This window comes from Leisingera sp. CC-HEC093, assembly GCF_059429195.1.
In genome coordinates this window covers 568,442-584,568 of record NZ_JCAIJR010000001.1, presented here as the reverse complement: position 1 = coordinate 584,568, position 16,127 = coordinate 568,442, and the positions used below count along the sequence as shown (strand labels likewise).

At 63.0% G+C, this 16,127-nt stretch carries 12 protein-coding genes, 1 tRNA gene and 3 pseudogenes; 11 read left to right on the top strand and 5 right to left on the bottom strand.

Translation table 11 applies throughout. The features are described 5' to 3' along the window. Window positions 1–59 precede the first annotated feature (59 nt). The 6 genes and pseudogenes from pcaQ (at window position 60) to AC5STB_RS02840 (ending at window position 7,355) form a co-directional block, all read left to right on the top strand. Window positions 60–968: a pca operon transcription factor PcaQ gene (gene pcaQ / locus AC5STB_RS02865; RefSeq protein WP_495441476.1), complete on the top strand. Its 909-nt coding sequence runs from the start codon at window positions 60–62 to the stop codon at window positions 966–968. Between the two features lie 352 nt (window positions 969–1,320). Further along, entirely contained in the window at window positions 1,321–2,979 is a 1,659-nt protein-coding gene (locus AC5STB_RS02860; protein WP_495441475.1) for a transcriptional regulator, read from the top strand. Window positions 2,980–3,265: 286 nt separating this feature from the next. Further along, window positions 3,266–5,917: a methyl-accepting chemotaxis protein gene (locus tag AC5STB_RS02855; protein ID WP_495441474.1), complete on the top strand. Its 2,652-nt coding sequence runs from the start codon at window positions 3,266–3,268 to the stop codon at window positions 5,915–5,917. A gap of 183 nt (window positions 5,918–6,100) precedes the next feature. Beyond that, a pseudogene (locus AC5STB_RS02850) lies at window positions 6,101–6,310 on the top strand (transposase); the annotation flags it as partial. Window positions 6,311–6,365: 55 nt separating this feature from the next. Further along, window positions 6,366–6,518, top strand: a pseudogene (locus AC5STB_RS02845) (IS3 family transposase); the annotation flags it as partial. Between the two features lie 79 nt (window positions 6,519–6,597). Further along, window positions 6,598–7,355, top strand: a protein-coding gene (locus AC5STB_RS02840; RefSeq protein WP_495441473.1) for an IS5 family transposase whose coding sequence is annotated in 2 segments (ribosomal slippage) — window positions 6,598–6,922 and window positions 6,922–7,355 — 759 coding nt in all. Because the reading frame shifts where the segments join, the coding sequence is not laid out codon by codon here. Window positions 7,356–7,358: 3 nt separating this feature from the next. Here AC5STB_RS02840 and AC5STB_RS02835 read toward each other — a convergent pair. After that, on the bottom strand, window positions 7,359–7,748 hold the full coding sequence (locus AC5STB_RS02835) for a hypothetical protein (protein WP_495441472.1): 390 nt from the start codon (window positions 7,746–7,748) through the stop codon (window positions 7,359–7,361). A 518-nt stretch (window positions 7,749–8,266) separates the two neighbouring features. On the opposite strand from AC5STB_RS02835, the gene AC5STB_RS02830 reads away from it, so the two are divergent. Both AC5STB_RS02830 and AC5STB_RS02825 read left to right on the top strand, forming a co-directional pair. Further along, a complete protein-coding gene (locus tag AC5STB_RS02830; protein WP_495444552.1) occupies window positions 8,267–9,127 on the top strand; it encodes an IS110 family RNA-guided transposase in 861 nt (286 codons plus the stop codon). Between the two features lie 1,040 nt (window positions 9,128–10,167). Next, on the top strand, window positions 10,168–10,773 hold the full coding sequence (locus AC5STB_RS02825; protein WP_495441471.1) for a hypothetical protein: 606 nt from the start codon (window positions 10,168–10,170) through the stop codon (window positions 10,771–10,773). Here AC5STB_RS02825 and AC5STB_RS02820 read toward each other — a convergent pair. From AC5STB_RS02820 to AC5STB_RS02805, 4 genes and pseudogenes are all read right to left on the bottom strand, one after another. Continuing rightward, window positions 10,754–11,236 (bottom strand): annotated as a pseudogene (locus AC5STB_RS02820) (IS5 family transposase); the annotation flags it as partial. The gene AC5STB_RS02825 and the pseudogene AC5STB_RS02820 sit on opposite strands and share 20 nt — an antisense overlap. A gap of 114 nt (window positions 11,237–11,350) precedes the next feature. Continuing rightward, window positions 11,351–11,866: an AAA family ATPase gene (locus tag AC5STB_RS02815; protein ID WP_495441470.1), complete on the bottom strand. Its 516-nt coding sequence runs from the start codon at window positions 11,864–11,866 to the stop codon at window positions 11,351–11,353. Between the two features lie 172 nt (window positions 11,867–12,038). Then, window positions 12,039–12,114 (bottom strand) — tRNA-Ala (locus AC5STB_RS02810). A 185-nt stretch (window positions 12,115–12,299) separates the two neighbouring features. Beyond that, entirely contained in the window at window positions 12,300–12,626 is a 327-nt protein-coding gene (locus AC5STB_RS02805; protein ID WP_495441469.1) for a TIGR02300 family protein, read from the bottom strand. Between the two features lie 100 nt (window positions 12,627–12,726). On the opposite strand from AC5STB_RS02805, the gene AC5STB_RS02800 reads away from it, so the two are divergent. From AC5STB_RS02800 to AC5STB_RS02790, 3 genes are all read left to right on the top strand, one after another. Then, window positions 12,727–13,413: a M48 family metallopeptidase gene (locus AC5STB_RS02800; RefSeq protein ID WP_495441468.1), complete on the top strand. Its 687-nt coding sequence runs from the start codon at window positions 12,727–12,729 to the stop codon at window positions 13,411–13,413. 122 nt (window positions 13,414–13,535) lie between these two features. Beyond that, complete coding sequence (locus AC5STB_RS02795; protein WP_495441467.1) at window positions 13,536–15,365, top strand: adenylate/guanylate cyclase domain-containing protein; 1,830 nt, start codon at window positions 13,536–13,538, stop codon at window positions 15,363–15,365. Window positions 15,366–15,419: 54 nt separating this feature from the next. After that, window positions 15,420–16,076: a GntR family transcriptional regulator gene (locus AC5STB_RS02790; protein ID WP_495441466.1), complete on the top strand. Its 657-nt coding sequence runs from the start codon at window positions 15,420–15,422 to the stop codon at window positions 16,074–16,076. Window positions 16,077–16,127: the final 51 nt, after the last annotated feature.

Sequence of the window (16,127 nt, the reverse complement as noted above, 5' to 3'; positions counted from 1 at the left end):
GTATAATCTTGGATTAGGCATAAACTAATAACCGAAATGATATGCGTCTATCGTCGTCCTTGAAACTGCGCCATTTGGAGGTCTTCGTCGAAGTCGCCCGCCGGACGAGCGTCACCCAGGCGGCCGAGGCGCTGGGCATGACCCAGCCCGCGGTCACCCGGGCGCTGCGCGAGCTTGAGGCGGTCTGCGGCAAGCCGCTGGTTGAAAAACACGGCCGCGGGATCCGGCTCAGCAGCTATGGCGAGCTGTTCCGCGACCATGCCGGCCGCAGCCTGGCGCTGGCCCGCGACGGGGTGGCGCTGCTGCGCGGTCTGGATGAGGCCGACGGGCCGGCGGTCATCATCGGGGCTCTGCCCACGGCAGCGGCGGATCTGGTCCCCGACACGCTGGCAGCGCTGCGCAGTACCGGTGCGCCGGGCCGTTTCACGGTGATTTCCGGAGGCAACCGCCATCTGATCGACATGCTGCGGCGCGGCCGGCTGGATGTGGTGGTGGGGCGGATGCCCGCGCCGGAAACCATGGCGGGCGTCGGCTTTGACCCGCTCTACCGCGAACGAGTGGCTGCGGTTGTGGCACAGGACCATCCGCTGGCCGGTGCGAGCCGACTGCCGCCTTCGGCTTTCGAGGATTACCCGGTGCTCATGCCGTCAGAAGGGGCAGTCATCAGGCCGCTGGTGGAGCGGATGTTTCTAGAGCAGGGGCTGGCGATGCCCCGGTTCCCCTTGGAAACCGTGTCGTCCAGTTTCGGGCGGCGCTTTGTGCTGGCGCATCGGGCCATCTGGATCATCAGCCAGGGTGTGGTGCGGCCGGACCTCGAGGCGGGCACGATGGCGGCGCTGCCGATGGATACGGGCAGCACACTTGGCCCCGTGGGCCTTTGCGTCCGCTTGGAGCATCAGCTGTCACCCGCCGCGGCACGCTTCTGCGCCGCACTGCGGGGGACTTGCGCAACGCAAGGACTGGCCTAGGCCGCGGCCTGAGCGGATGCAGCCGCTCTGCTGCGCGACGCGTGGCAGAGGCGGTCTGGCACAATGCAGCGGCCTTGGATGTTCCGGCGGATTAATGCTGCTTTTGCGTGTAAATATTTTTGAGTTTATGATGCGTGCGCTTCTTTGAACCTCGAATTCATCGAAACCTCTGCATTTTCTGCCTCTGACACCGCCTGAAGACTCCATATTTTTCTGCGATTGCGCCTGTCCGATATGGTCTTGCAGCGGCCGCTGCCGCATGATTTGCAATCTCTAATTGCAAAACAACCTAAAGGTGTGCACAGTAACGGTACTTTAATCTCATGTGTCTGAACGTTGAGTGGGGTAGCGGATGACTGTCTTTCTGAAGATTCGCCGGTTTGGTGCTTTTGGAGTGTTTCAATCGGACGGAACTTGCGTGCAGCTTGGGGCCAAGCATCAGGCGCTTATGGCGCTGCTGTCCACCGCCGAGGGCGGCATCCGGACCCGGGCATTTCTGGAAAAAACACTATGGTGCCTGGCGCAGCCGGAACAGGCCAAGGCCAGTCTGCGCACCGCCTTGTCGACACTGCGGCGGCACCTGGGGCCGGACGCCGCCAGCTTGATCTACGCCAATCGGGAGCGGGTCATTCTCGACCTGACCAGGGTGGAGCTGGACAGCGGCAACGCTTCTTCGGTCTTCATGGAAGGATTTGAGCTGCCGCATGAGGCCGTCTTCAACAGCTGGCTCGAGGAGGCCCGGTCGCAACTGGCGCGGCAGCCCGCAGCCGCGGCGCCGCAGTCAGGAACACAGCCGGGCCGCGTGGTGCTCGACGGGCTGCTGCCCTCGATCGCGGTGCTGCCATTCGCGCACCGCGCCCCGGGCGAGGCCGCGGCACCGCTCGGCTCGCTGATCTCGGAGGAATTGTCCCGCTGCCTGTCGCGCAGCTGGTCCTTTTCGGTCACCTCCTATCTGGCCTCCCGCCATTTCAATCCTGAAACGGTCCGCCCGTCGGAGGTCTCCTCGGTGGCGGGGTCCGACTATCTGGTGTCGGGCGCCGTCAGCAGCGGCGGCGGCCGCTTTCATGCCGAAATCGACCTGCATGATGCAAAGCGCGAAAAGGTGATCTGGTCGCGCAGCTTCGAAGGCTCCCTGGACAGCCTTATGGCGGGCCGCAGCAATGTGCTGCGCGATACCACCCTGCAAATCGGCCAGACTGCCGCCGGTGAGGCCGTCCGGCTGGCTGATTTCACACCGCTTTCCGCGCTGGAAAGCCACACTCTGCTGATGGCGGCAATTTCGCTGATGCAGGAAATGGATGTGCAGAAGTTCCAGCAGGCGCACAGCATCCTGTCCCGATTGCTCGAGCGCGAACCCGGGCATGCATTGCCGCTGACATGGATGGGCTTCTGGCATGTGATGCGGGTGGAGCGGGGGCTGTCGCCCAGTCGCGAATCCGACAGCCGCACGGCCTGCCAGATGGCCGAAGCGGCCATAGCTGCGGCGCCAGGCTTTTCCCTCGCCCAAACGCTTAAGGGACTCATTTGCAGCCATCTGACCTTCCGCTTCGATCTGGCGTTGGATGCCTACAACCTGGCGCTGCGCGACAACCCGAACGAGGCGCTGGCGCTGCTCCTGAAAGGCGAGACGCTGGCCTATCAAAACATGGCCGACGAAGCGGTGCAGATGACAGACGCCGCGCGGCGGCTGACACCTTTGGGGCCGCAGTGCTACTACTTCGACACGCTCTCGGCGCTGGCCAACCTGTCGGCGCGCAACTACGGCCGTGCAATTGAACTGTCCGACCGCGCGCTTGCTGCTAAACGCGCCTTCCCGGAGCCGCTGCGCTCCAAGGCGATTGCCTTGCAGATGTCAGGCCAGGCCGCAGAGGCCCGCAGCACGGTGCAGAAACTGCTGGAGGCTGCGCCCGAGTTCTGCCTGTCGCAATACCAACGCGACAATCCGGCCGCGATGAGCCCGTCCGGCCAGGAATGGGCCTCGGCCCTGCGCCAGGCCGGCGTTCCGGACTGATACACCGATGCCGCTGCCGCAACAGGGCGGCGGCGAACTTCGGCGGGGGGGGCGGCCGCAGCCTCCTGCGCGCTGCACCGGCCTTTGCGGCAGGCGGTTGCTTAAAATCTGCGCGAAATTCTGCGCTGGACTCACCCTTTCTTTACGTCTTGCGGCCCTTCTTTAGAGAGTTGGCGGCCTGTTGCGCGGTGCTGACCTGTGGGCTGAGGGTTCACGGGCCCGCTGCAGCGGCTGCAGGCCTGTCCGGTCCCGGCGCGGGCTGCAGTTAAAAGACGTGAGTGAAAGTATGACTTCGAAGAAAAACGCCCCGGCAAAACGCGGGTTCCGGCTGTTCTCCAGCATTGGCGCCAAGATCACATTGATCCTGATGGCGATGGGGGCAACGGCGGCGGCGGGCGGCGTGCTCGTCACTTTGGTCTTTGGCCAGACTGGCAGCCAGATGGAAGTTCTGAGAGGGGAAAAGGTTCCGCAGCTGGAGCTCAGCGCGCGCATGGTCAGCGCCGCCAGCCAAGCCAAGAACGCGATGATTGGCGTATTGCAGGCCGGCTCGGTCGAGGAGTTGGCAGCGGCGGAAGAAATCGCTGCAGCAGCCCTGGCGACGCTGGACGGCAGCGTTTCGGAACTGCCTGCGTCCGAGCAGGCCGTGTTCGCTCCGGAGGCGGATGCTGCTGCCAGCCGGCTCAGCAACCTGCTTGCCGCACGCAAGGCCGCGTTCCGCAACCAGGCGTGGATAGACACTCAGACCGCCGCCCTTCAGACCCTCAGCCAGAGCGTGCAGGAAAAGCTTGTGCAGGTCGCCGCACAATCACGCGACAGCCTTATGGACGGCGGCGAGGAAACCATCATTCAGGTCGACGAGGTTCTGAACAACCTGGTGGATCAGCAGTTCGGCAGCCTGCAGACCTTGCTGGAGGCGCGCGCGGACATCAGCGTCCTGTCTGGTGCCGCACTGGCGCTGGGGCATGTGCGCGATGTGCCCACCAAACGCGCGCTCAAGAAGATGGCCAACGACGCCCTCAAGCGGCTGAAACCGGTGATGGGCCGGCTGGAGGAGCTGGGCCTGGATGCGTTTCGCGCCAAGAAAGTGCAGGAAGGGGTTGAACTGTTCCGCTCCACTTTGACTGCCAGCCGCAAGGAGCTGAAGGACAGCCGCAAAGAAGTATTGAGTGCCCGCAACGCCAGCGTGCGCCCGCTGACTCAGGCGATGGAGCGTATGGTATTCACCCTGTCGGTGGCCGCCACACAGGCCAGCGCCGACAACCGCACTGCCATACAAGGCCTGCTCGACAACCAGGTCGAAGTGCTCTTGCGGCTCCTGGAGATCAACAGCTGGATCAGCGCCTTCCAGGTGGCTGCGCTGGACATGGCAGCGGCCCACGGCATCGAGGCTTCCACTGCCGCAGCCGGTCCGCTGCAGGAGGCTGCGGCCGCGTTGCAGGGCTATACCGGATTCGGCAGTGGCGTCTTTGCGCAGGAGCTGGAGGGCATGATCGCGCTGGCCGATCCTGACCAGGGCTTGCCGGCCTTCAAGATCGCTTCTCTGGAAGCCGCGGAAGAGGCGGCTGCCGCGTCTGAGGCGACGGTGGCAGCGGTGCTGCAATTTGCTGGCCGTGCAGCCGGCCTGGGCAACCAAAGCCAGCAGGAAATCGCGTCGATTGCGGACGGGCTGGCCGCTGATGTGTCGGCAGCGCAGCGGCAGCTGCAGATCCTGGCAGCCGTGTCCGCCGGCGTGTTTGTCGCGGCCCTGATCCTGACCAGGATCCTGATCCTGCGGCCCTTGGCGGACATCAGCGGCACCACAGAGCGGCTGGCCGCTGGCAACCTGCGCCCGGTTAAGGGCTACGACCGTTCCAGCGATGAAATCCGCCGCATTGCCAACGCCTTGGCGGTGTTCCGTGACGGGCTGGTGGAAAAGGCGGAGGTCGAAGCCGCAGCCGCCGAGGAGCGGGACGCGCGCCTGGCCGAACAGACTGCGGCGGTGACTGCGCTCGCCGACGGGCTGGAGCGGCTCTCGCAGGGCGATCTGACCACACGCATCCGCGTCGAGATGGGCGAGGGCTATGCCAAGCTGCGCGACGACTTCAATGCGGCGCTGGAAAAACTCGAGGCATCAGTCCGCAGCCTGAGTGCAAACGGCCAGTCCATTGCGGGAGTCAGCACCGAAATTTCTGCCGCCTCACGCGACCTGTCAGAGCGCTCCGAGCGCACAGCGCAGACCCTGGCCGGCACCGCTGCGGCGGTTAACCAGCTCTCGGTCTCGATCACCGGCACTGCTCAGGCTTCCGGCGAGGCCTCTGCCTCGGTCGAAGCCGCCCGGCGCAATGCCAGCGGCAGCATCGAAGTGGTGAAGCGCGCCTATGGCGCCATGGAGGCGATCAAGGAAAGCTCGGAGAAGATTTCCCGCATCATCGGTATGATTGAAGCGATCGCCCAGCAGACCAACCTGCTGGCGCTGAATGCCGGCGTCGAAGCCGCCCGTGCCGGCACTGTCGGCAAAGGCTTTGCAGTGGTGGCTTCCGAGGTCCGCACCCTGGCGCACCGCTCCAAAGAGGCGGCAACCGAGATTGCAGCGCTGGTGGACGAGTCCGGCCAGAATGTCGAACTGGGCGCTGATCTGGTCGAGCAGACCCGCTCTGCTATCGGCGAGATATCCGATTCCGTCGCCAGCGCGGCAGATCTGATGAAAACCATCTCGCAGGCCTCCACCGAGCAATCCGGCAGCCTGCAGGAGATCAACACGGCTATGGCCAATCTCGACGACGCCACCACCCGCAACGCGGGCCTGTTCGAGGAGGTCACCTCGTCCAGTCTCGGCCTGTCCAAAGAAGCCCAGGCCATGGCCGGCGCGCTCGGCGCTTTCCGCACTAATGCGGCAGAGACAGAAGCGTTTGCGGAAACCGGCTTTGAGAAGGACGAGCCCTGGCGCCTGCAGGCCTGACAGGCCTGCCCGCAGCCGTCCTTAGGGACGGCCGGCGCGGTCGCAAGCAAACCGGCACTGCTGTCCTGTCAAGGGCAGGGCGTCAACGCGGAGCGCCACGGAACGATGCTTCCGGAGGCGGCTTTGTTGCACAAATCGTGCGAGAGATTCACTGTATGAATCCAGCGTGATAGCTGGAGGGTCATGAGCAGTTGGGCCCCTACGAAGTACAAGACCACGAACTGGCCTTTGTACAATGCAGCGTTGAAGCAGCGCCGATCGTTGTCGATATGGTTTGATCCCGAGATGATCTGGACGCCGCCACCAACAGGCATGCGTGGTCGCCAGTGCCAATTCAGCGATGCGGCGATCCAGGCCTGTCTGACTTTGAAGGTGCTGTTCGGGATGCCGCTGTGCATCACCGAACGGAGTTACCCATTGAGGCGCCATTGGTTCTAGCCCAATGGGCGACGGCAGGGCCTTCAGAACATTGAACATTCTGGACGAGTACAGCCGGGAATGCCTTGCGGTCCGAGTGAAGCGGAAGCTGAACGCAAACGAGGTCATCGATGCACTAACGGATCTGTTTATTCTACGTGGCGTGCCAGCATACATTCGGTCGAGGGGCAAGAAACCTAGGGTCAGGACCCATTGATTTCCGGTGGGTGGCGTGATTCACAGTTCGAAAAATGAGCGGTGATATGTCTGATCTTTTCTGGCTGACGGACGCGCAGATGGCCCGTCTTGAGCCTTATTTTCCGAAGTCCCACGGTAAGCCGCGTGTTGATGACCGGCGTGTTCTGAGCGGAATTATCTTCATCAATCGCAATGGTTTGCGCTGGCGTGATGCGCCCAAAAATTACGACCCGCACAAGACCTTGTACAATCGTTGGAAGCGGTGGAGCGACAAAGGCATCTTTGCCCAGATGATGGCCGGTCTGGCTGCTGATCACGGTGAGGAAAAGACTGTGATGATCGACGCAACTTACCTGAAAGCACACCGTACGGCCTCCAGTCTTGGGGTTAAAAAGGGGGGCGTGGGCGCCTGATCGGGCGCACTAAGGGCGGCATGAACACTAAGCTGCACGCAATCTGTGACAGCCAGGGGCGTCCACTGAACCTGTTCGTGACTGCCGGACAGGTCAGTGATTACACCGGTGCAAAGGCGCTGCTGAGTGGCCTGCCTGACGTCCAATGGCTTCTCGGAGATCGCGGGTATGATGCCGATTGGTTTAGAGAAGCTTTGAAAGACAAAGGGATACGCGCCTGCATCCCCGGTCGAAAGCAGCGCAAGAAAGCCATCAGATACGACAAACGCCGATATAAGCGGCGCAACCGCATTGAGATTATGTTCGGCAGGCTGAAGGACTGGCGGCGGGTTGCGACACGATACGACAGATGCCCAAAAGTCTTCCTGTCAGCAATCGCGCTTGCAGCCCTCGTTATCTACTGGCTTTGAAACTCAATGAGTCCAGAGCCTAACATCCAAACCCCTGTTTAGGTATTGAAGTGCAGTTCCCGGATCATCCTTGTTTAAGTAAATCACACCAAGGTTGTTGAGTGGAGCCTTCCAATCAGGCCAAATTTGAAGAGCAGCGAGATAATCAGCCTCAGCCTGTGACGGATTATTTGGCTCTACTCTATATGCACGGCGGAATAATGCCTTTGCACGATTTTCATTTCCTATATCATCGCGCTCCAGCAGTGCAGTGCAAATGGCGACAATCTGAGCCTCTGACTTGTCCTTGGATCGACATGCCCTTAGTTCGGCATTCACACCAAACTGTCCTGAGGAATAGATAAAGGCAGCAGTAATAATCACTGCGATGGAGATTAATCTGATTTTGGTCATAAAATGTCACATGTAGGAATAGCAGCAAGTATTGTAATATACCACAACAATAGCGGTCAAAATACGGCGCTAGATCGTCGTTTCTGCGAAGTTTCTATTCCGCGCTTCTCAGGCCTGCATTGGGGCAAACCGACCGCTCGTTTGAAGGGTCACCAAAGTCGGCACAGGGCCGCTCGTTACGCTTTGCAAGAGTTACTCTTTGCGCAAAGCGGACACTCTACGTTGCCCAGGCTGCACCCGCAGCGAATGACATGATGTGTTTGCGGCGGCTGCTCTCCCAGGGCGAACGAGGTCCGGTAAGATCGGCCTCAGCAAAACCAGCCGTGAAGGAGAACGGCCATGTTGCATTATGTTGGTCTGGACGTGTCCGTCAAATCCGTGTCGATCTGTGTTGTCGATGAAGCTGGCGAGGTGCTTGCGCGCGGCGAAACCAGTTCGGATCCGGACGAGATTGCATCGTTTATTTCCGAACATTCCGCCAAGCCCGAGCGGGTGGTGCATGAGAGTGGCATCCTGGCATCTGGCTCACCCGCGAGCTGGAGAAACGCGGCCTTCCGATCATCTGCATTGATGCCCGCCTGGCGCACAAGGCGCTGTCTGGGCGGATCAACAAGTCCGATACCGGTGATGCCGAAGGGCTGGCGCATCTGGCCCGCACCGGCTGGTTCAGCCGGGTTCACATCAGAAGCGAGGCGTCGGAGCGGGTTCGCGTGCTCATTGGCGCACGGGAGCGCCTGATCAGGATGCGCAAGGACCTTGAAGCGCATGTTCGAGGCGTGCTGAAGGTTTTCGGGGTCTGTATGGGTTCAGTAGGCCGTGCAAACCTGCGGCAGGGCTTCCGCGACCAGCTCGCCGAGGCAGGCCAGGCCGACCCGGCGCTCGGCCTGATGGCGGATATGTTCATCCCGATCCACAGGGCGCTGTGCGCAGCCGCGGAAGCGATGGACGGCGATCTCAGGCTCATCGCGCGCCAAAGCGGCCTTGCCCGCCGTCTCATGACCGTCCCGGGCGTTGGGCCCGTCGTCGCGCTGTCCTTTATCGCAACCCTCGACAACGCAGGCCGCTTCCGGAGATCAAGGGACGTCGGCGCCTTTCTCGGCCTCACGCCGCGGCGGCACCAATCCGGAGACATGGACTGGTCCGGCCGGATATCAAAATGCGGAGATCGTGATCTGCGCAGACTGCTCTACTCCGCGGCCACCACCTTAATCACCCAGGTCAGAAAGCCATCAAAGCTGCGCGCTTGGGCCAAGAGGCTGCAAGATCGGAAGGGCTTCAAGAAAGCTGCTGTCGCGGCATCCCGAAAACTCGCCGTCGTCATGATGTCCATCTGGCGCGACCAGACAGTCTTTGAACCGGAAAAGGAACTTATCACCTGACAACCAACTGAGATCCCGCCCACAAGAGACAGGGCGGGTTCAGCGTCCTTCGGGACGGCGGCGGATCAAGCCAGTCATAAGCGGTTGAAGGGGCACGTTGCTCACTTCGCGAATGACATTCTGGCTGGTCAGCTCCCGGACGCCATCAGGAAGCGGAAACACCGACTTCGTAGAGAACCAGGACCCCGAACGGCAATAGAACCCGCACTTGACGATCCCGCAAACAGAGAGCAGCAAGGTCCCGCACTATGTGAGCTCACCGGCTGCAAAACCTCGCAGTCGCAGCGAACGACCGGAACGGCGGGCCGCGCCGCAGCGTAAAACCTCACCTGGTTGCTTCAAACGGCCGAGTTTGCAAATGGCGCTATCTGCGCTGAGCTGTCGCTCGCGCCTGGCACTCAGCATTGTAAAATATGCTCCTGACCAAGTTTGAACGGCGCTGGCCGAAAAGATCCGCTTCTGCCGATGGCAAGTCTATGGGTCGCAAAAGGAAATACTAGTGCGATCACGAGTTTTCCACTGCTTGAAATCAAAGGCTTAGCGGATCCTAAATGGCAAAACCTTTCCTTTTTCGTGTCTCCAACATCTCCGCTCGCGCCTCCTGTTCCGCCAGTGGCGAAGCCTTCCCTGATTTTAAGTTCGGAAGACCTCGTGTCTTCCGGAGGGCAATGCAGGGTGGGCGCAGCCCGGACTGCGGCCGGACGGTGATCTGACACACGGGGCCGGAGCGGTGAAATTGGGAGGGGCCCGCGCCAGGCGCGGGAGGAACCGGATTTCTCCGTGGAGGCTGACGCGCAGCGGCATTAGAACCCGTGTTCAGATTGTCGGCCGGATGGCAGGCGGACCAATCAAATGAAAAATGCCAGGCGCGCTAGAGCGGAGCGGAGGCGCGACTAACCTCTGTGCAAGCGATCGCGGTCTCGTCCGCGATCACATTCAAAATTAAGCAGAAAAGGCAGGAAGGAGAGCTGTAGGCTCGGCTTGCGGCAGTACAGCTTCAGCTTGTAGGCTCAATGTGAGGAAGGATTTCGGAGCAGTTCATGCCACCAATCGATTTTGAGGAATTTGAGTATGCCGTCAATCGCGTTCCACACAGGCTCTATATTTCAAAGGGCTTTCGTTACCCACGTCGAGATACAGTTTATCGTCATGGCTGGAAGCGGCTCGAGGCTGGCCCTTTGAAAGAACTTATTAAGGATGGTGACGAGTTCGTTCTTCACGAAACGGATACTGGCATCCAACAAATAAAGGCTCGGTTTTTCGAGGACGGGCGGGGTATCACGCATCTTCACATCCAATGGTGGAGTACCAAAACCGGCAACCCGATGGGTGAACAGGTCGTGCTATATGGCGAACAGATTTCAAAACTGCTGGAGTTTTTGCAAAACATTCGCCGCCTGGAAATTCCTCGTCAAGGCAAATTCAACGTCAACGAGGCTGATCTGCGCTTAGTCTACATGCCGGACGCTGAAGGGCGTAAACTCCTTGAAGATCGCCCTGATTTAGTTGCCGAATTTGCACGAAGCCAAATCACCACGGAAGACGTTGTTGCTCTCGCTTATCGCCGTGAGCGGCCTTGTTGCACAAATCGGGGGCTGAACGCAGCTCCCCTTTCCCCGGATAGACTTATTCCACGGGCCGCGTAACAGGCATGCCAAGCGCGGTGTAGCCGTTCAGCACGGCGATACGAACCTGCAGCTCGGCGACCTGGCGCTCGAAGTCTCGGGCCATCAGGGATTGGCCGAGCAGCTTGATGCAGTTCATCTTGCTTTCGACACGGCTCCGGCGGTGGTAGCCGCTCCACCGTCGCCAGATGGCGCGGCCCAAGCACTTCGAGGCTCGCAGCGCTTCGTTGCGGGCGGCGGCGCCGGGACTCGTTGGTTTCCAAGGCTTTGCGTTCTTGCGTGGCGGTATGACAGCGGCGGCATTTCGGGCAGCGATTGCCTCGTGGCACTTTCGGGTATCGCAAGCACCGCCGGCGGTGACCGATGCGATGCCCTGATCCGCTTCGATCTGGTCCAGCAGTCCCGGGAGTATGGGCGCGTCACCGATATTGCTGCCGGTGATCTCCAGGGCTCTGACCTCCAGCGTTTCCTCGTCAATTCCCCTCTCGGGATCAAACCACACCGTCAGCGAAGCGCGCCGCCTCAGCGCTTCATTGTAAGCCGACCAATTCGTGGTCTTGTACTTCGTAGGGGGCCAACTGCTCATGCCTCCCAGCTATCATGCTGGATTCATGCAGTGAATCCCTCGAAAGATTTGTGCAACAAGGCCTCCGAGGGCGGCGTAGGTTTCGCGCATGACGGCACTGGTTGCTTCGGCCTCGGCGCGGGTCTGCTTGCGTTCGGTGTCCTGCGTGAAGATCTCATCCCAGAACGGCGCGAGGAAGACGCGGTCGTTGTAGCGCGCCTCCTTGGCGGCAGCGGCGACCTGTGGTGGCACAGGGAGGCCGCAGAGGGTCAGGTAGCCCATGATATCAGGAATGCTCCGGTCAAAGATCACGGGGCCCGAGAGCGCCTGTGCGGCGCTGTGGGCGCGCAGGTCCCGCTCCAGCATCCTTTCCGCAAAGGACATGCGATCCGCCCTGGGGAGGGCGGCTCCGCCGCTCTGCATCTCCTCGCGAATGATCGCGCGGCCGGATTCGGGGATCGTGCGGATGCCGCGGCAGGCAAGCTCGGTGATGAGGCTGGTCTTGCCCGCACCGGGGCCGCCCGTCACGACGAAGAAATGGTCGCTCATGGGCCATCCTCGGTTTTGACAGAGGGGAGGGCTGCGAAGCGATCAACACGCCGAAAAGGCGCGGATCAAAGCAGCATGTATTTTCGTAGGGAAAATAGCACCTGTCTGCGCGACAGGGGCAAATTCTCTGACGAGAAAGGCAGAACTATCTGGTGCTTTTCATTTTGAGATTTGGTGGAGCCTAGCGGGATCGAACCGCTGACCTCCTGCATGCCATGCAGGCGCTCTCCCAGCTGAGCTAAGGCCCCAAACCTGTCCGCTTTTCAGTGTCCGTTCCGTTTCCGGTGCGGTCCGTCTTGCGGTGTGAGCGTCGTTTACGGGACGGCGGCGCGGGCTGCAAGCGGAAAATGCGCCGGGGTTCAATTTTTTTCCGGCCCCCGCCGGAGAGCAGTCCGGGGAAGGCACGAGGCTTCCCCGAACAGCTTGAACAACCTCAGGAATCGTCCTCCGGCGACGACATGTCGGCAATGTCGTCCAGCGAGACGTTGTCGTCATCATCGTCATCATCCAGGACATCATCGCCCAGATCGACATCGACGTCTTCCTCATCGTCCAGGACCACGCCATCCGTGTCCAGGTTCTCTTTGGCCTTCAGGGTGGCCGCGTCTTCGGCATCTGCTTCGATCATCCGGGTCTTGCCGGTATCCAGCTCGACAATCTCGCCCGTGTAGGGGCTGACGATCGGGTCCTTGTTCAGGTCATAAAAGCGCTTGCCAGTGGTGGGGCAGACGCGCTTTACACCCCATTCTTCCTTGGGCATGTGGATCCCCTTGATTTACTGGTGAGTCGTATCGACGATTCCGGTGCCTTGCCATATGAGGGGGGCACTGTCAAAGCCTTTGCCGGAAAGGGAGGCGCGCATGGACGACTATCATCTGCCCGGAGAGCCGCCAGTGCCGCTGACGCTGCGGCGGTCGGGCCGCGCGCGGCGCATCAGCCTGCGGATTTCCTCCTTGGACGGGCGGGTGACGCTGACGCTGCCGCACAGCCTGCCGGAGCGCACGGCGCTGGCCTTTGCCGAGGAAAAGGCGGACTGGATCCGTGCGCATCTTGCGAAACATCCCCAAAGCGTCGAGGCGGCTTTTGGCACGGTGCTGCCGATTGACGGCCAGGACCGGGTGATAGAACGCGCAGAGGGGCGGCGCACCCGGCTTGATGCCGGCCGTGTCGCGGTGCCGGGGCCCAACCCGGGACGGCCCCTGCAGCGGTATCTCAAGGAGCTGGCGCGCGACCGGCTGGCTGAGGCATCAGACTTCTATGCCGCCAGGCTGGGCCGGGGCTACAGCCGCCTGACGCTGCGCGACACCCGCTCGCGCTGGGGGTCCTGCACCGCGGATGGCGGGCTGATGTATTCCTGGCGGCTGATCCTGGCGCCGCCCGCGGTGCTGCGCTATGTCGCCGCCCATGAGGTCGCGCATCTTCAGGAAATGAACCATTCGCGGGCCTTCTGGGACACGGTGGAACGCATCCACGGGTGCTGGCAGCACCAGCGCGCCTGGCTGCGTGAAAACGGCGCCAGCCTGCACCGCTACCGTTTCGGCGAATAAAACCAGTGCTTTGACCCTGCGGATGCGCGGGCTAAGCTGGCGCCAGTTGCTGTTGCCAGTTTCCCGGTCCAGAGGCCCGCCCCGTGTCAGACAAGCCGCAAAGACGCCTTGCCGCCATTTTCATGCTGGATGTCGCCGGCTTCAGCCGCATGATGGCCGAGGACGAGGCCGGCACTCTGAACCAGGTGCTGGCCCAGCAGCAGAGCCTGATCACTCCCGCTATCCGCCGCCACGGCGGCCGGATAATCAAGCTGATGGGCGACGGGGTGCTGGCGCTTTTTCCCAGCGTGATCTCCGCGGTGGAGGCGGCGGCGCAGATCCAGTCTGACGCTGCGCGCACCCGGCACCTGCAGCTGCGGATCGGCATCAACCTGGGCGAGGTGCTGATCGCCCGCGGCGATGTGTTCGGCGACGAGGTGAACATCGCCGCCCGGCTCGAAAGCCTCGCCCGCCCCGGCGGCGTGGCGCTGTCGGCTGCCGCTTATGATCAGCTCCGCAACCGCATCCCCTATGATTTCGAGGATTTCGGCCTTCATGCAGTCAAGAACATTCCGGACCCGGTTCAGGTCTATTTCCTGGGCGAGGAGCTGACCTCGCTTCCATCCCTGCGCCGCGGCACTCTGCCGCCGAAAGGACCGGACCCGGCGCAGGCCGCGCCGTCAGGGGCCATGCGGTCTGCGGTGCTGCTGCTGGCCGGTTGCCTGGGGGCCGCCGCCGCGGCTGCAGGGCTTTGGGGCTGGAACTACGCCGCCCGGCAGACCAGCGGCGCCGTCCCGGCACCGGGCCAGCCCGCCGCCGCAGCGTTTGAGGGCAGCCCGGTGATCGCGATCCTGCCCTTCACCGCGGCTGAGGTGCCGCCCGCAACCGCCGCTGCTCTGTCCGGCGAAGTGATCCGCAGCCTCGCACCCGCCGGCGGTGTCCGCATCATCGCCCCCGACAGTGCCCGCGCGGCAGCGGGGCTGCTGCCGGAGGAGGCGGCGGCGCTGCTGGGTGCGGATTTTGTGGTCGTTGGCCATCTGCCCGGATCGCTGCAGCAGGGGGTGCGGCTGGACATCCTGCAGGTCGGCCCAAGCAGCGGCAGCCAGGGCGGGGCCGCGCCGCACAGCATCCTGCCGCCGCAGCCGCAGGAAACACTCACCGGCGCCGCAGCCAGCCTGGCGGATCGCATCCTGCGCTATTTCGGCAAGCCGCCGCCGGAGATTGCCCGAGCCGAGGCGGGCGACGGTGCTGTCCTGCAACTGGCCGCCGCCCGTGAACTGATGGCGCGAGGCGACCGCAGCGGCGCGCAAGCGGCGCTGCGGCGGGCCCAGCGGCTGGCGCCGGACTGGCCGGATGCGCAGGCGCTTGCCGCTTGGTGGGCACTGGATCTGGTGACCGGCCCGGCGGTCGGGCTGCCGGAGCGGGCGGCGCAGGCCGATGAGATGGCCGAGGGTCTGGCCCCGCAGCCTTTGGTGCTGCAAATACGGGCGCTGGCGGCGCAGTTTGCGGGCCGCACCGCCGAGGCGCAGCAGCTGGTAGGGAGGCTGGCCTCAGCGGCGCCCAACGATGCCCCGGCCCAGCTCATGCGTGCCTGGCTGCTGCATCTGGCCGGCCAGGGGGATGCAGCCGGGCAGGTGCTTGCCCATGTCCGTGCGCTTGAGCCGGTGCCGCAGCCGATGATCCTGACCGTGCAATCCGCCCTGCACCTGGCTGCGGGCCGCGAGGAGGAAGCCGCCGCCGCCGCCGCGGAGGCACTGGCGCTGGAGCCCGCGGCGCAGCTGCCCCTGGTGCTGCATTGCGCCAGCCTCGCTGCACTAGGCAATTTCGACGCTGCCGCCGCAGCCTGCGCCCGGCTCCAAGGGGCGCCGCTGACGGTGGATCAGGGGGCCGCGGGCTTTCCCTATTCCGCCGCCGCACCGCGCAGGGGACTGCGTGCAGGCCTCAGCCTGGCGGGGCTTACCGGCCGCCCCTGAAGGCGCGCGCAATTGCACGGTTGACCGTGGCGGATTTTGTGATCACATGCCACTATGACCACCACAGCCCGCCCTGTCCAGGAAACCGCTACCGCCCCGGCCCATGACCGCGTCTACCGGGCCTTGCGCACCCGTATCATGCACGGCGACATCGCCCCGGGCGCTGCCCTCACCCTGCGCGGCATCGGCAGCGAATTTGCCGTCTCGATGACCCCCGCGCGCGAGGCGGTGCGCCGGCTGGCGGCAGAAGGCGCGCTGTTCCTGTCCTCCTCGGGCCGGGTGACCACGCCCGAGCTTACCAACGAGCGGATCGAGGAATTGGCCGCTCTGCGCGCGCTCCTGGAGGTGGAACTGGCCAGCCGTGCTCTGCCGCGCGCCCATATGGCGCTGATCGACCGGCTGCAGGCAATCAATTCCAACGTCGCCGAAATGGTCTCCAAACGCGACGCGGTGGGCTATATCCGCACCAATCTGGAGTTCCACCGCACCCTCTACCTGCGCGCCCAGGCGCCCGCCATGCTGGCGATGGCGGAAACCGTCTGGCTGCAGCTCGGCCCCACTATGCGCGCGCTCTACGGGCGCCTGCGCCGCACCGACCCGCCGCAGAACCACCGCCTGATCATCGCCGCGCTTAAGGCCGGTGACGAACCCGGCCTGCGCCTGGCGGTGCGCTCCGACGTGACCCAGGGGTTGCGGCTGCTGGCGGGGTAACACCGGTTTTGAAGCCGGTTCCCAGACCGTTGCGGAACTGGTACACTCCAA

What these genes read in the sequence shown, in the direction of transcription:
- AC5STB_RS02860 (WP_495441475.1), top strand. Translation starts at nt 1,321, where the DNA reads ATGACTGTCTTTCTGAAGATTCGCCGGTTTGGTGCTTTTGGAGTGTTT.
- AC5STB_RS02855 (WP_495441474.1), top strand. Translation starts at nt 3,266, where the DNA reads ATGACTTCGAAGAAAAACGCCCCGGCAAAACGCGGGTTCCGGCTGTTC.
- AC5STB_RS02835 (WP_495441472.1), bottom strand. Translation starts at nt 7,748, where the DNA reads ATGACCAAAATCAGATTAATCTCCATCGCAGTGATTATTACTGCTGCC.
- AC5STB_RS02825 (WP_495441471.1), top strand. Translation starts at nt 10,168, where the DNA reads ATGCCACCAATCGATTTTGAGGAATTTGAGTATGCCGTCAATCGCGTT.
- AC5STB_RS02815 (WP_495441470.1), bottom strand. Translation starts at nt 11,866, where the DNA reads ATGAGCGACCATTTCTTCGTCGTGACGGGCGGCCCCGGTGCGGGCAAG.
- AC5STB_RS02805 (WP_495441469.1), bottom strand. Translation starts at nt 12,626, where the DNA reads ATGCCCAAGGAAGAATGGGGTGTAAAGCGCGTCTGCCCCACCACTGGC.
- AC5STB_RS02800 (WP_495441468.1), top strand. Translation starts at nt 12,727, where the DNA reads ATGGACGACTATCATCTGCCCGGAGAGCCGCCAGTGCCGCTGACGCTG.
- AC5STB_RS02795 (WP_495441467.1), top strand. Translation starts at nt 13,536, where the DNA reads ATGCTGGATGTCGCCGGCTTCAGCCGCATGATGGCCGAGGACGAGGCC.
- AC5STB_RS02790 (WP_495441466.1), top strand. Translation starts at nt 15,420, where the DNA reads ATGACCACCACAGCCCGCCCTGTCCAGGAAACCGCTACCGCCCCGGCC.